The 13,910-nt window shown below is 71.8% G+C and carries 9 protein-coding genes; 6 read left to right on the forward strand and 3 right to left on the reverse strand.

The genetic code is table 11. From position 1 onward, the window contains the following. The first annotated feature begins 16 nt into the window (after nt 1–16). Nucleotides 17–6,136 carry a response regulator receiver protein gene (locus NR792_RS33905; RefSeq protein WP_375756852.1) on the forward strand — a complete coding sequence of 2,040 codons (6,120 nt, stop codon included), beginning with the start codon at nt 17–19 and terminating at the stop codon, nt 6,134–6,136. 53 nt (nt 6,137–6,189) lie between these two features. Continuing rightward, nucleotides 6,190–6,717, forward strand: a complete 528-nt coding sequence (def, locus tag NR792_RS33910) for a peptide deformylase (RefSeq protein ID WP_375756853.1) — start codon at nt 6,190–6,192, stop codon at nt 6,715–6,717. Here def and nth read toward each other — a convergent pair. Continuing rightward, the gene (gene nth, locus NR792_RS33915; protein WP_375756854.1) at nt 6,714–7,424 is read right to left on the reverse strand and encodes an endonuclease III; all 711 of its coding nucleotides are present in this window, start codon (nt 7,422–7,424) and stop codon (nt 6,714–6,716) included. The genes def and nth overlap by 4 nt on opposite strands. Before the next feature lie 36 nt (nt 7,425–7,460). Here nth and ltaE point away from each other — a divergent pair, with 36 nt between their 5' ends. Together ltaE and NR792_RS33925 are read left to right on the forward strand one after the other, a co-directional pair. Beyond that, nucleotides 7,461–8,486, forward strand: a complete 1,026-nt coding sequence (gene ltaE, locus NR792_RS33920) for a low-specificity L-threonine aldolase (RefSeq protein WP_375756855.1) — start codon at nt 7,461–7,463, stop codon at nt 8,484–8,486. A gap of 205 nt (nt 8,487–8,691) precedes the next feature. Then, a complete protein-coding gene (locus NR792_RS33925) occupies nt 8,692–9,711 on the forward strand; it encodes a M23 family metallopeptidase (protein ID WP_375756856.1) in 1,020 nt (339 codons plus the stop codon). A 27-nt stretch (nt 9,712–9,738) separates the two neighbouring features. Here the strand turns inward: NR792_RS33925 and NR792_RS33930 are convergent, their stop codons facing one another. After that, nucleotides 9,739–10,008: an HU family DNA-binding protein gene (locus NR792_RS33930; protein ID WP_014394187.1), complete on the reverse strand. Its 270-nt coding sequence runs from the start codon at nt 10,006–10,008 to the stop codon at nt 9,739–9,741. 322 nt (nt 10,009–10,330) lie between these two features. Between NR792_RS33930 and NR792_RS33935 the strand changes: the two genes are divergently transcribed. After that, nucleotides 10,331–11,800, forward strand: a complete 1,470-nt coding sequence (locus NR792_RS33935; protein WP_375756857.1) for a hypothetical protein — start codon at nt 10,331–10,333, stop codon at nt 11,798–11,800. Here NR792_RS33935 and NR792_RS33940 read toward each other — a convergent pair. Beyond that, nucleotides 11,791–12,909 (reverse strand): alpha/beta fold hydrolase, encoded by a 1,119-nt coding sequence (locus NR792_RS33940; RefSeq protein ID WP_375761740.1) that lies wholly within the window; start codon nt 12,907–12,909, stop codon nt 11,791–11,793. The two genes, NR792_RS33935 and NR792_RS33940, sit on opposite strands and share 10 nt — an antisense overlap. 116 nt (nt 12,910–13,025) lie before the next feature. Here NR792_RS33940 and pssA point away from each other — a divergent pair, with 116 nt between their 5' ends. Beyond that, nucleotides 13,026–13,883 (forward strand): CDP-diacylglycerol--serine O-phosphatidyltransferase, encoded by an 858-nt coding sequence (gene pssA, locus NR792_RS33945; RefSeq protein WP_375756858.1) that lies wholly within the window; start codon nt 13,026–13,028, stop codon nt 13,881–13,883. Nucleotides 13,884–13,910 lie beyond the last annotated feature (27 nt).

Raw genomic sequence — 13,910 nt, forward strand, 5'->3', positions numbered from 1 at the left:
ACTCCCTGGCTCCCCCATGGGCGCCTCGGTCCTCCTCGTACACGACGACATCGCCACCATCGCCGCCGTCCGGCGACTGCTGTCCCGCGAAGGGCACGAGGTCATCCTCGCCACCTCCGCCGCGGACGCGCTCATCGCCTTCGGGCACCACCTGCCGGAGCTCATCGTGCTGGCGCCGGGCGTGGAGAGCGGCCGCGGGCGCGTGGTGCTGGAGGAGCTGGTGCAGCACCCGGAGGGCCACAAGGCCCGGGTGCTGCTGCTGAGCGAGGCCATCGAGGGCTTCAGCGCGCCGGTGGCGCCGCTGCCCCTGGACGGTCCCAGCTTCGTGACGCTGGTGGACACGTTGATCCGCGCGCCCGCGGAGGCGGACGGCTGGCGCGTGGTGGAGAACCGCACGCTGCAGGAGCCGGCGAAGGGGAGCAGCCCGGGCTCGGACGAGGCGTGGCACGCGACGGCGCCGCACGCGGTGGGAGGAGACCCCGCGCTGGCCAACGCGCTGTTCGGGGACCTGGCGCCGCTGAACCAGACGGACTGGGAAGTGGCGGCGATGACGCGCGAGGAGCGCAGCGCGCACGCCGTGCACCAGCAGCGCGAGCGCGGCACCCACCTGGCGATGAACGCCGCGCTGGAAGAGGCGCACCTGGAGGTGGAGTCGGAGGCGATGGCGTCCATCGACTCGGCGCTCTCCGTGGGCACGAAGTCGAAGTGGGCGGGGGAGGGCGACTCCGGGGAGGCGTGGGGTGAGCAGGATCCGGACGCGAACGTCGGTGACGAGTGGGACGCGGAGCCCCCGAACGCGGAAGCGGCGGCCGAGGGCCGTTCGCCGGAAGCGCGCCCCACGCTGCGCTTCCCGTTCCCGAACGGGGAGGGGGCTGGCGAGGAAGAGACGCCGCCGGAGGGGCAGCTCGCCTTCCGTGAGGAGCGGCTCACCCCGCCGGGGCTGAAGCCGGTGAAGGCCGCGCCGAAGCTGGGGGACGAGGGGTTCTTCGACGTCGACTCGGACGAGGACGGCGGGGCCGCGAAGGCAGCGGAGCCGGAGGGCGCGGCGCCGCTGGCCTGGAAGGAGCTGGAGCCGGATCCGGAGCTGGAGGCGCGTCCGCCGCGGGGCGGCGTGGAGGACTCCGACGAGACGGACTTCGGCTCGGTCGCGGCCGACGTGGCGGCGGAGGAGCGGGCTGCCGCCGCGGCGGCCGAGTCGGAGTCGGAAGAGGCCGAGTCTTCTCCGGAGCCGACCGAGGAGGAGCTGGCGGCGGCGGGCCTGTCGAACTGGGACGTGCTGGAGGCGGAGCTCAAGGCCTCCGCGGAGGCGCGCGAGCGGGACGAGGAGCCCTCGGATGCCGCCGCGAAGCCGGTGGGCGAGGACTGGTTCGACTCCGAGACCGTCGAGGACGCGAAGGCGGAGGGTTCCAAGCCGCTCCAGTGGTCGGATCCGGCGGGCGGTGATGCGGCACGTGCAAGCAGTGGCGGTGCGCGTCCGGGGGATGAAGCGAAGGCGTCGCGTCCGGACGACGCAACGGCGTCGCGCGATGGCGGAGCCTCGGACAGCGCGGTGCCCCGAGTGACGACCGAGAGGCCGCTGCGTGTCGCGGCCCGTGTGCCGCTGCGTTCGTCGGGCAAGGCCAGTGTGGGCGTTGTCGCGGCTCCGGCTGATGCGGCAGGCGCGGGTGGCGGCACAGCGGCCCTGAGCGACAAGCCCGGAGCCGGCGGTGTGGAGGCAAGCGCCAGGGCGGCCTCGTCGCGGCTGAACGACGCACGCGACACGGGGACTGGTACCCCCGCGCATCCGGGCAACACGGTTGGCGCGGACGATGCCGTAAAGACAGACGGCTCCTCCGCGAGCCTGCGCGACGGTGCCACGTCAGCGCCCACGGCTCGGCTGGAAGTCCAATCACCGGCGTCGCCGATGCTGGTGCCGGGAGGCCTGCAACGGGCCAACAAGTCGCGCCCCCAGGAGCAGGAGGCTCCCGCTCCTGCGCGCAAGGACGCGGCCGAGCCGCCGTCGGACCTGGCCGCGGAGCTGGAATCGCTGCGTGAGGAGCTCGCGCTGGCCTACGCCGCCATCGAGGAGGCGGAGGCCCGCGCCGCGGACGCGGAGGCCCTCGCCGAATCGGAGCAGTCGCTCCGTGTCGAGCTGGAAGAGCGCGTGGCGGGCGAATCGCGAGCACGGGAAGATGCCCTGCTCGAAGCGAACGCGGAGGTCGAGGCCCGGAGCGCCGTGGAGGTGCGGGCCGAAGCGGAGGTTCACGCCCGCGCGCGTGCCGAGTCCCTGTTGAAGCAGGCGTCGGAGGCACACGCGGACTCGGAAGTCCGGGCCGTGTCGGCGACGCAGGCCCTCGCGGAGGTCGAAGCCCGGCTCGCCTCCGAGGCCGGGAGCCGCGTGGAAGCCGAAGCCCGCGCGGATGCCGAGGAACGCGCCCGCCGCGAAGCCGAAGCCCTCGCGGAGATGGCGAAGCTCGAGCTTGCCGAGCTCGAGAAGCGCATCGCCACGGAGGTCCAGGCACGCGAGGAGGCCGAACTCCGGGCCCGTCAGGAAGCCCAGACGCGCGAAGAGGCAGAAGCCCGCGCCGAGCTGGAGCAGGCCGCGCGCACGGACGTGGAAGCGCGGCTGGAGGCCGAGATCGAAGCCCGGCTCGCGGCCGAAGCCCGAGCGGAAGCCCGCGCCCGCGAGGACGCGAGTCCGCGAGAGGACGCGACGGAGAGCCGCGACGGTGAGGCCGCCGCGTTGGAGGCCCGGCGTGCCGAGGCGGAAGCCCGAGCCGAAGCGGAGGCGAAGGCCCGGACCGCCGCCGAAGCGAAGGTGAAGCACTCCGCGCAGGCGCTGTCCCTGGTGGAGGTGCGAGCACACCAGCTGGCCCAGTCGCTGGCCGAGTCCGAAGCAAGGTCGAAGCAGTCCGCGCAGGCGCTGGCCCAGGCGGAGGCGCGGGTACAGCAGGCCACGCAGGCGCTGGCGCAATCCGAGGCGAAGGCGAAGCAGTCCGCCCAGGCCCTGGCGCAGGTGGAGGCCAGGGCGCAGCAGCTGGCGCAGGTGCTGCTCCAGGGCGAAGCCAAGGCAAGGCAGTCCACCCATGCGGTGAGCCAGGCCGAAAGCCGAGCCACGCAAGCGGAAGAGGCCCGAGCCACCGCCGAAGCCACCGCTGAACGAAACGCCGAACGCCTGGCCGAGGCGGAAGCCCGGGCCGCGAAGGCCGAGGAAGCCCTGGCCGAAGCCCAGGCCCGAGCGGAAGAGGCCGAAGCGGCGGCGAAGCAGACCGAGACGCGGTTCGCGGAGACCCTGAGTCAGGCCAACGCGCGGATGGAGCAGCTCAAGCAGGCGCGCCAGCGAGCCGAAGCCAAGGCCGCGCAGCCCGCCGAGGCCCTGCTCCAGGCGGAAGCCCACGTGGAGCAGCTGACGCAGGTCCTGGCGCGGACCGAAGCCCGCGTGAAGGAGCTGTCGGAGGCCGTGAAGCGCGCCGAAGCGCGAGCCACCGAAGCCGAACAAGCCCGCGACGCCAACGCCGAGCAGCTGAAGCAGGCAAGAGCCGAAGCGGAGACGCGCGCGGATCAATTCAGCCAGGTCCAGGCCGACGCGGACACGCACGCCGAACAGCTGAAGCAGGCCCAGGCCGAAGCAGCAGCCCGCGAGGAACTGCTCACCCAGGCTCAAGCCGAAGCGGAGTCGCGAGCCGAGCAGCTGAAGCAAGCGCAGGCCGAAGCAGAAGCCCGTGAGGAACTGCTCACCCAGGCTCAAGCCGAAGCGGAGTCGCGAGCCGAACAGCTGAAGCAGGCACAGGCCGAAGCAGAGGCCCGCGAGGAACTGCTCACCCAGGCTCAAGCCGAAGCGGAATCGCGAGCCGAGCAGCTGAAGCAGGCGCAGGCCGAAGCAGAGGCCCGCGAGGAGAAGCTCAAGCGGCTTGAGGCTGAAGAAGCGGCCCGCGAGGAGAAGCTCAAGCAGTCCCAGGTCGAAGCAAAGACCCGCGAAGAAAAGCTCAAGCAGTCCCATGTCGAAGCAGAGGCCCGCGAGGAACTGCTCGCTCAGGCGCAGGCTGAGGCGGAGGCCCGAGAGGAAAGGCTCAAGCAGCTCGAGGCCGAGGCGGAGGCCCGCGAAGAACAGCTCAAGCAGTCCCAAGTCGAGGCAGAAGCCCGCGAGGAAAAACTCAAGCAGGTCCAAGCCGAGGCGGCTGCCCGCGAAGAGCAGCTCAAGCAGGTTCAAGCCGAGGCGGCAGCCCGCGCGGAACAGCTGGCGCAGGTCCAGGCCGAAGCAGAGGCCCGCGAGGAAAAGCTCAAGCAGGCCCAGGCCGAAGCAGAGGCCCGCGCGGAACAGCTGGCGCAGGTCCAGGCCGAAGCGAAGCAGACCGCCGAGCAGCTGAAGCAGGCACGGGCCGAAGCAGAGGCTCGCGCGGAGCTGCTCCAGCAGCTCCAGTCCGACTCGGGCGACCGAGCGGATCAATTCACGCAGGTTCAGGCCGAAGCAGCGAAGACCGCCGGCCAGCTCAAGCAGGCCCAGGCCGAAGCAGAATCCCTCGCCCAGGCACGCACCGAAGCCGAGGCGCGCATCGAGCAGCTCACGCAGGAGCTGACCCAGGCCCAGGCCCGCATGGCCCAGGCCGAGCAGGCCCGCACCGAAGCGGAAGCGACCGCCGAGCAGCAGCTCCAGGCCCGCACCGCCGCGGAAACCCGCGCCCTCCAGGCCGAGCAGAAGTCCGCCGAGTCCACCGCCAAGGCCACGTCCGAAGGCCGCCTGCGCACCGTGCTGGAAGTCCGCCTCGACTCCGAAGCCCGAGCCCGCCAGGACCTCGAAGCCCGCATCGAAACCGAGTCCCAGGCCCGCACCGCCGCCGAAGCCCGCATCGCCGCGGAGACCCACGCCCGCGCCGAAGCCGAAGCCCGCACCCAGTCCGAAGCCACGAACCTCACGCAGGCCCGAGACACCCTGCAAGCACAGCTCGACCAGCTCCGCGAGGAGCTCACCCGCGAGCGCGAAGCCCGCACCCGCCTCGAAGCCGAAGCCGTCGAACAGCGCCTCCAGGCCGAACGCGAGCGCGAGCAACTCGAAGCCCGAGCACAGCGCGACGCGGAAGAAGCCGTGGCCCAGGCCCGAGCCTCGCTCATCCCGCTCGAATCGCCCGGCCGTCCGGAGATGGCGGTGGCCCGCAGCGGCAGCCTCACGCAGGAAGGCCTCGCACGCCTCGTCCTGAGGCTCTGCGACGCGCGCATGGAAGTGCGCCTGGAGCTCAAGGTGATGAACGCCTTGCGCGTCCTCTGGCTGCGCGACGGAACCCTGGTCGGCGCCGCGTCCTCCGCGCAGGGCGAGTCCCTCATCGACCGCGCCCGCGCGGACGGCCTCATCGACGCGCGCCAGGAAGCGGAGCTGCGGCTCGTGCGCAGCGCCACCACCGGCACGCTCCTGGAAGCCCTGCGAGGCCGCGGCTACGTGCGCGAAGCCGAATCCGTCCCGCTGGTGCAGCGCTACACCGAACAGGTCTTCCTGGACGCGCTCGCCGAACCCTCCACGCTCTACCGCCTGGTGCCGGAGCCCGCGCCGCACGAAGTGGCGCTCGCCGCCGCCACGCGCCCGCCGCTGCACCTGCTCGCGGAAGGGCTGCGCAACACGCTCACCGCCGAATCGCTCCTCGACGCCGCCGGCTCCCTGCGAGCCACGGTCTCCCGAGGCGACGCGCACATGGCCCCCACGGACTTCGGCCTCTCCGCCCGCGAGCTCCAGCTCCTGCAGGCCGTGGACGGCGAGCGCACGCTGGAGTCACTGCTCCTGGGCGCGGGGCTGCCGCAGGACGGCGCGCTCAAGACGCTCGCGGTGGCGCGAGCGCTGGGCCTCATCGCCCTGCACCCGCCCTCGGAGGACGCCCAGGGCGACCTGCCGCCGGAGCTGGACGTGCACCGCCTGGAGGCCAAGTTCGAGGAGATCCAGGACGCGGACTACTTCACCGTGCTGGGGCTCGCGCGCTCGGCTGGCAGTGAGGAGGTCAAGCGGGCATACGCGCTGCTCGCCGCCGAGTTCCACCCGCTGCGCTTCGCGGGCCATCCGGACCCCGCGCTCCAGCACCGGGCGCAGCAGATCCGCGCGGTGTTGACGGAGGCCGCGCGGGCCCTGGGAGACGACCGGCTGCGGGGCGAGTACGCCCGTAATCTGCTCGACTGATGCCCGGTGGAACGGTTGCCCGTCGCGGTCCGGAGGCGTTAAGACTCCGCCCCATGGTTCGCGAGATTCTCATCTGGCCCGACCCCATCCTGAAGCAGAAGGCCAAGCCCGTGGTGAACGTGGACGACAAGGTCCGCGCGCTCATCAAGGACATGTTCGAGACGATGTACGCCGCCGAGGGCGTCGGTCTTGCCGCGCCGCAGGTGGGCATCCTCCAGCGCATCATCGTCCTGGACACCCGGCCGCAGCAGCCGGAGTCCAAGCCCCTGGCGATGATCAACCCGGAGTTCGTCGCGCTCGAAGGGGAGACGACCTACACGGAGGGCTGCCTCTCCATCCCCGGTGAGGCCGAGGACGTGGACCGCGCCGCCGTCGCCATCGTGCGCTACCTGGACGAAGAGGGCCAGGAGCAGACGCTGCGCTGTGACGGCCTCCTCGCCATCGCCGTGCAGCATGAGACGGACCACCTGGACGGCACCGTCTTCGTGGACCACGTCTCCACGCTCAAGCGCGAGTTCATCCGCAAGCGCATGAAGAAGCTCAAGGCCTCGCGCGAGCAGGGCGCTCCGGCGTCCGCCTAACCCTTCGCGGTGGCGCGCACGCCCTTCTTCGGGCAGCGGTCCGCCACCGCGCAGGCGCCACACGCGGGCGAGCGCGCGAAGCACGTGCGCCGCCCGTGCCACACCAGCAGCTGATGCCCCAGCGTCCACCGCTCGCGAGGCAGCAGCGCCTGCAGGTCCTTCTCCACCTTGTCCGGGTCTTCGTGGGCGGTGAAGCCCAGCCGGTACGCCAGCCGCTTCACGTGCGTGTCCACCGGGAAGGCCGCGTCGCCGCCCAGGTGGATGCACACCACGCCCGCGGTCTTCAGCCCCACGCCCGGCAGCTCCGCCAGCGTGTCGCGCACCAGCGGCACCTGCCCCCCGTGCTCCGCGACCAGCGCGCGCGCCGTGGCGACGATGTTCTTTGCCTTCGCGCGGTACAGCCCGCAGGTGCGGATGAAGGGCTCCACGTCAGTGGGCTCGACGCGCGCGTAGGCCTGGGCGTCCGGGAAGCGGGCGAACAGGGCGGGGGTCACCAGGTTGACGCGCTTGTCGGTGCACTGCGCGGACAGGATGACGGCGACCAGCAGCTCCAGCGGCGTGCGGTAGTCCAGCTCGATGCGGGCGTCCGGCATGGCTGCTTCCAGACCGTCCAGGACCGCCACCGCGCGCTGCCGCTTCTCACCCACTGTCTCTCGCCGGGCCACGCGGGCGTTGTATGTCACGGGGCGGCCCCGCCCAAGCGCCATGGCGGGGCACCCTTTTTCAAAGCAGCGAGGAGAACCATGAAGCCCATCGACTTCCGCTCCGACACCGTGACGAAGCCCACGCCCGCCATGCGCAGGCTCATCGCCGACGCGGAGGTGGGCGACGACGTCTACGGCGAGGACCCCACGGTGCGCCGCCTGGAGGAGCGCGTGGCGGAGCGGCTCGGGCTGGAGGCTGCCGTCTTCGTCCCCTCCGGCACGCAGGCGAACCAGATCGCCATCGGCGCGCACTGCCGCTCGGGTGACGAGGTGCTGACGGAGGAGGGCAGCCACATCCTCCACTACGAAGGCGGCGCGGTGCCGGCGCTGTGGGGCGTGCAGCCCGCGCCCCTGCCGGGCGAGCGCGGCCTCTTGAAGCCGGAGACCGTCGCGGCGGCGGTGCGCGAGGACAACATCCACAACCCGCGCACACGGCTCCTCTCGCTGGAGAACACGCACAACCGGGGCGGCGGCACGGTGTGGCCGGTGGACCGCTTCCGCGCGGTGGTGGAGGCGGGGCGCAAGGCCGGGCTCGCGGTGCACTTGGACGGCGCGCGGCTGTTCAACGCGCAGGTGGCGGCGGGGAAGCCCGCGTCCGCGTGGGCGTCGCTGACGGACTCGACGGCGGTGTGCTTCTCGAAGGGGCTGGGCGCGCCGGTGGGCTCGGCGCTCGCGGGCAAGGCGGACGTCATCCGCGAGGCGCGCCGGCTGCGCAAGCGGCTGGGCGGAGGCATGCGGCAGGCAGGCATCCTCGCGGCGGCGGCGCTGTACGCGCTGGAGCACCACGTGGAGCGCCTGGCCGAGGACCACGCCAACGCGCGCCGGCTGGCGGAAGGCCTGGCCCAGGTGCCGGGCGTGAAGGTGGACCTGTCGCGCGTGGAGACGAACATGGTGTTCGCCGACCTCGTGCGTCCGGCGGCGGAGGCCTCCGCGCTGCTCCTGAAGCAGGGCGTGCTGGCCAACCCCACCGGCCCGCACTCCATCCGCCTCGTGTGCCACCTGGACGTGTCCAGGGCGGACATCGACGACGCCCTCTCGCGCATCCGCCAGGCCTTCGCGGGCTGACGCGGCCAAACCTGTCCGACAGTCGGACAGGTTCGTGCGGACCGCCGCGGCCGGGCGCCCCCGTCGGCGGAATGACGGTCCTCTGGGACCCGGGGACGAGCCCCCCTCCTCACCAGGTGAGGACCGCACGCACCTGTGCACCCGGGGGAATGATCCACGGCCTGGATCAGGTGGACGGCCCGGCGCGTGGTAGGCTCGTCCCGCCGTGCGCCGACCCGCCGTCCTCGCCCTGCTGGCCCTCTCCGCCTGCGCCACGCCGCAGCGCGAGAAGATGAGCTTTGAGGAGCTGTACGCGACCTCGAGCGACAGCGGCTTCGTCAACAGCGAGGCGCCCTTCCTCCCCCGCGAACCGGAGCGCGCCCGGGGCCCGCTGGCCCCCGAGCGCTCCCTGGAACTCGACGCCGCGCTCACCGCGTTCGCTCGGCAGGCCCAGGCCTACCGGGAGAAGGTCCAGCGCGGCAGCGCCATGCCCGCGGACCAGGTGCGCAACTGGGAGGCGATGAACGCGGCACTGGACGCCTTCCTGGCCCGGCCGGTGGAGCACACCGACACCCGCGACCTCACGCGCGCCCGGGGCGTGATGGAGGCCGAGCTGGAGCAGGACGCGCGCCTCTACGGCGACATGCCGGGTCCGCTCGCGGAGGCCGTGGTGGTGCGCGTGGGCCGCCTCATCGTGCGCGCGTCCACGCTGCGCCGCTGGGAGCTGCCGCCGGAGCCCTCGGGGCCGCCGCGCCTCGCCTGGCCCGTGGAGCCGGTCACCATCACCAGCCTCTACGGGGATCGCTGGCACCCCATCACCGGCCAGCTCCGCCGTCACTCGGGCGTGGACCTGGCGGCCCGCCGGGGACAGCCCGTGGGCGTCGCGGAGAAGGGCGTCGTCCTGCGCGCGGGCTGGAACGGCGACCACGGCAAGATGGTGGAGGTCCAGCACGACGGCCAGTGGGTGACGCGCTACAGCCACCTGTCCGAGGTCCTGGTGACGACCGGCGAGGTGCTGGCGAGGGGCGACGTCGTGGGGCTCGCGGGGGACACGGGCCTGGCGACCGGCGTCCACGTCCACTTCGAACTCTGGCACGACGGCAGCTCACTGGATCCGCTGGAGGCGCTCGTCGCCCCCGAGGCGGCCCCGGACACCTCCGAGGAGCGTCCCGTGGCCCGCCTTCCGGCGGAGTCCCCCGTCCTCACGTCCCAGGGGCGCCACCCGTCCGCGGGTTCGCGCCCCTGAGGGGGACGGGCCTTCAAAAGCCCTGCACTACAGCGAGTTCTTCAGCTCCTTGGCGGGACGGAAACCGACCGTCTTCGACGCCTTGAGCTTCATCATCTCGTTGGTCTGCGGGTTGCGGATCTTCCGCGCCTTGCGCGAGCGCAGCGACCACGTGCCGAACCCGGGGTAGCTGAAGCGGGTGTCCTTCTTCACCGCCTTGCCGATGTTGGTGAAGACGCTGTCGAGGATCTGGGCGGCTTGCTTCTTCGTGAGCTTCGACTGCGCAGCCACCACCTCCACGAGCTCTGCCTTGGTCATGACACCCCTCCCTCTGCGTTGTCTGGCGTTGAACGAGCGGATGGCGGAGGTAACAAATCGAGGTTTCGACTGTCAATGCGCCACCCGCTCCCGAGCCGGAAATTCGGCCTCCGGACGAAAACTGGCCTCTGAAAATACACCCTGTAGAGAGAGGGAGGATCGCATCTTTTGATACATCCTCACACTCCTACTTTTCCCATCAGGAGAAGTGATCGCCGTGTGATCGGTTCCGCATGAAAGGCTTTGGGAGATCGATCACTTAGCAGTGGCTCCTGATCCAGCTCCAGCAGGGTGCCATCAAGGGGCTAGAGTGCCTGCCCGCGTGCTCACCCGACTCCTGCCCTGGCTCCTGACCCTGCTGTGCGCCTGTTCGCGGCCGACACTTCGGCCGGAGGCGACGGGCGAGCTCTGGGTGGACGGGGCGGCGGGAGGCGGTGACGGCACCCGGGCGCGGCCCCTGCGCTCCCTGACGGAAGCCCTGAAGCGCCCCGGCCCGCTGCTCGTGCACCTGGCCGCCGGCCGCTACGAGGGCCCCGTCCGGCTGCCGGAAGGAACCCGGCTCAAGGGGGAAGGCCCGTCCACGATCCTGGCGGTGACGGAGGCTGGGGCCACGGTCGTGGAGGCCGGGAGGGACACCGCCCTGGAAGCCCTGGTGGTGGAGGGAGGCGGCTGGGGGCTGGAAGCCCGGGGGCCGGTGCGGGTCCACGCCGTGACCTTCCGGAGCCAGGCCCAGGGAGCGATCCGGCTGGGAGCAGGTGCGCTCGAAGGCAAGGGCCTGCGCTTCGAGGCAGGAGCGGGCGGCCAGGCCCAGGTCGCGGTCGGCGTGCTCGTGGAGGCTGCGACGGGGGGACTCCCCACGCCCTCCCTGATCCTCCGGGACAGTGCCTTCGTGGGCGCCTACGAGCGCGCGGTCCGGGCCCGGGGTGGGGCCATGGTCCGCCTGGAGGAGGTGTCCTTCCAGGGTCCCCGGATGGCGCTGAGCCAGGAGGGCGGCGTGGCGGTGGTCGAAAGGGTGCGGGCCTCCGGGGGCGCGGGCACGGCGTTCTCCACGGTGGAGGGCACGCTGACGCTGGTGGACGTGCGGATCCAGGGCCACGAGTACGGCGTGACGACGAATCGGGCCCGGCTGTCGGTGCGCGGCTTCACCTCGGAGCACGCCACGCGCGCGGGCCTGGGGCTCACGGCGACGAGCGGCCTGCTGGAGGACGTGGTCGTGAAGGACGCGGGCAACTACGGCGCCCTGCAGCTCACGGCCTCGGACCTGGAGGTCCGGCGCTTCCGCCTGGAGGGCTCGCGGGAATACGGCGTGGTGGCGTTGCAGGGGCGCTTGCGCCTGCGAGAGGGCACCATCACGGATGTGAGCACCGCGGATGGCATCGCGGGAGACGGGCTCCACCTGCGCCAGGTGGAAGCGGACGTCGACACCGTGACCGTCGAGCGAGCCAAGGGCACCTGCGTGCTGGCGACCCAGCGCGCCCACGCGGTGCTCCGGAATGCCCGGCTCTCGGGGTGCGGGCTCGCCGCGTTGGCGGTGGATACGCAGGCCACCCTGGAGTCCAGGAACGTCAACGTGAGCGACACCGCCGGCTCCGTCCTCCTGGCCATCGAAGACGGCCAACTGCACGTGGAGGACCTCACCGCGAAGGACGCGAAGGGCGAGCTGGTCTCCACCGACTGCGAGGGCCAGACGCGCGTCCTCCTCCGCCACGTCGACGCGAGCAACAGACAGGGGCTGCAATCCCCCTGCGTCCAGCTCGACTCCAGCCCCCGCGCCAGCCCCTCTCAGCCCTGAGCAGGCGCGGGCGTGGGCGGCAGGGGCGTGGCGCGCTGTTCGAGCCACTCGCGGATGACGGGGTAGACCTCCAGCGGCGCGCCGGTACCGAAGATGAGGTCGCCGTGGCCGTAATCCATCTTGTCCCCACGGTCCCGGCCGAAGACGTGCAGCATGCGGTCCGGTGAGGTGAGCAGCGCGTACTGCGCCTCCACGTTGGCCGCGGTGGCGAGCCGGTCCGCGCTGCCGCCCATCACCAGCACGGGCAGCTGGAGCCTCGAGATGCCCGCGCGCCAGTCCGTCTTGCGGTCGTAGGAGCGGAACGCGTCGTGGGAGATCCAGTCCTGGAACTGGAGCAGCACCTTGCGGCTCATCGCCGCCATCATGTTGACGGACAGCTGCCGCAGGACGCGCGGCGGGACGTGCCGGGGATTCACGACGATGTCCGACAGGGGCAGCGCGAGGTAGCCCAGGAAGGGCGCCATGCTGGCGCTCACCCACGACTGCCGGATGCTCCCGGGCCACGCGGCCCGCACGCCCAACGAGATGAGCGTCCGCAGGAACGGCTCCGACTTGAGATACACCGGCGCCCCCAGCTCGAGCAGGCCCGCCAGCTTCCCGCCCTCGGGGCCCTGCGCCACGCCATACCCCACCAGGCCGCCCAGCGAGTGGCCCAACCAGAAGGCCTGCTTCGCGCCGGTCTCCTTCAGCGCCAGCTCCAGCAGGGCCGGCCCGTCGTGCAGGATGTGGTCGTCGACGGTGAAGTCCGTGGGCCGCCGGCCCCGGGGCGGACGCTGCGAGTGCCCGGTGCCGCGCCACTCCACGCTGAAGCAGTCGAAGCCCGCCTCGGTGAGGTAGTGGGCCACGGAGTAGGGCGGCTCGAAGTCGAAGGTGAAGCGGTTGGCCGCCAGCCCGTGGCACAACAGGACAGGCTCGGCGAAGCGGCGCACCGGAGCCCGCCGCGCGTGCACGGTCAGTTCCCACCCATCCGCGCAGCGCACGCGCAGCATCTCGGGAAGGGGCCCCTTGAGGCGGTACCACCGCCGCACGAGCAGGACCCACAGCACGTTCACCAGCAGCAGGACAGCCGCCGCGGTCAATCCCCACAGGGCCCACTGCCCGTACGGCATTTCTCCTCCCATGCGACCCGGGACCGACTCCGGCGCGAATAAAAGCCTGCTAAGGTCCGTTCCCTCGCCGTTTCTGCCACATGGGCAGCCGACCACCTGGGGAAGTCGAGGGAACGATGAAGCTGCGGAAACTGATGTTCGTGCTCCCGAACCTCTTCACCGTCACGTCCATCTTCTGTGGCTTCTACGCCATCACCCTGTGCTCGGGTGAAGCAGAACCGGTGCAGCTGTACCAGGCGGCCCTGGCCATCCTCTTCGCCATGTTCTTCGACGGGTTCGACGGACGGGTGGCCCGGCTGACGAAGACGCAGAGCGACTTCGGCATGCAACTCGACAGCCTCGCGGACGTCATGTCCTTTGGCGCGGCGCCGGCGCTGCTCGTCTACAAGTGGGCGTTGGCCCCCATGGGCTTCTGGGGCCTGTTCATCTCCTTCGCGTTCATGGCCTGCGGTGCCATGCGGCTCGCGCGCTTCAACGTGCTCGCCATGCGCAACCCGCACGGCGGTGGTGGCGGCTTCTTCGTGGGGCTCCCCATCCCGCTGGCGGCCGGCGTGCTCGTCTCCCTCATCATCTCCCACCACGTGGCCAGCCAGGGTGAAGCGCTCCAGGACAGCGCGCGCATGCCGGTGGCGGTCGCGGTGGGCGCCCTGTCGCTGCTGATGGTGTCCACGGTGCGCTACCGCACCTTCAAGGACGCGCGTCCCAGCCGGAAGTCGGCGCTCGTCTTCATGGCCATGGCGCTCACGGGCGCGTTCATCGCCCAGCGGTTCCACCCGGCCTGGGTGCTGGTGACGTACTTCTTCGCGTACCTGCTGATGGGGCTGGTGGAGTCCGCGGTCTCCGTGCGCAGCCGGCTGGTGTCGCGCAAGGTCGGCGCTGTCGCCGCGGTGGCGGTGGCGGCCGGGCTCGACGAGGACGACGACGAGGACTCCGAGCCCAACGCCACCACGGACGACGGTCCCGCGTTCCTCTGAGCCGCCGTGCGCGGGAGCCAGGACGCG

Source organism: Corallococcus exercitus, assembly GCF_042231735.1.
Taxonomy (GTDB): domain Bacteria; phylum Myxococcota; class Myxococcia; order Myxococcales; family Myxococcaceae; genus Corallococcus; species Corallococcus exercitus_B.

Coding starts and splice junctions, on each gene's coding strand:
- NR792_RS33905 (WP_375756852.1), top strand. CDS start 17: ATGGGCGCCTCGGTCCTCCTCGTACACGACGACATCGCCACCATCGCC.
- pssA (WP_375756858.1), top strand. CDS start 13,026: ATGAAGCTGCGGAAACTGATGTTCGTGCTCCCGAACCTCTTCACCGTC.
- def (WP_375756853.1), top strand. CDS start 6,190: ATGGTTCGCGAGATTCTCATCTGGCCCGACCCCATCCTGAAGCAGAAG.
- NR792_RS33930 (WP_014394187.1), bottom strand. CDS start 10,008: ATGACCAAGGCAGAGCTCGTGGAGGTGGTGGCTGCGCAGTCGAAGCTC.
- NR792_RS33940 (WP_375761740.1), bottom strand. CDS start 12,909: ATGCCGTACGGGCAGTGGGCCCTGTGGGGATTGACCGCGGCGGCTGTC.
- nth (WP_375756854.1), bottom strand. CDS start 7,424: ATGGCGCTTGGGCGGGGCCGCCCCGTGACATACAACGCCCGCGTGGCC.
- ltaE (WP_375756855.1), top strand. CDS start 7,461: ATGAAGCCCATCGACTTCCGCTCCGACACCGTGACGAAGCCCACGCCC.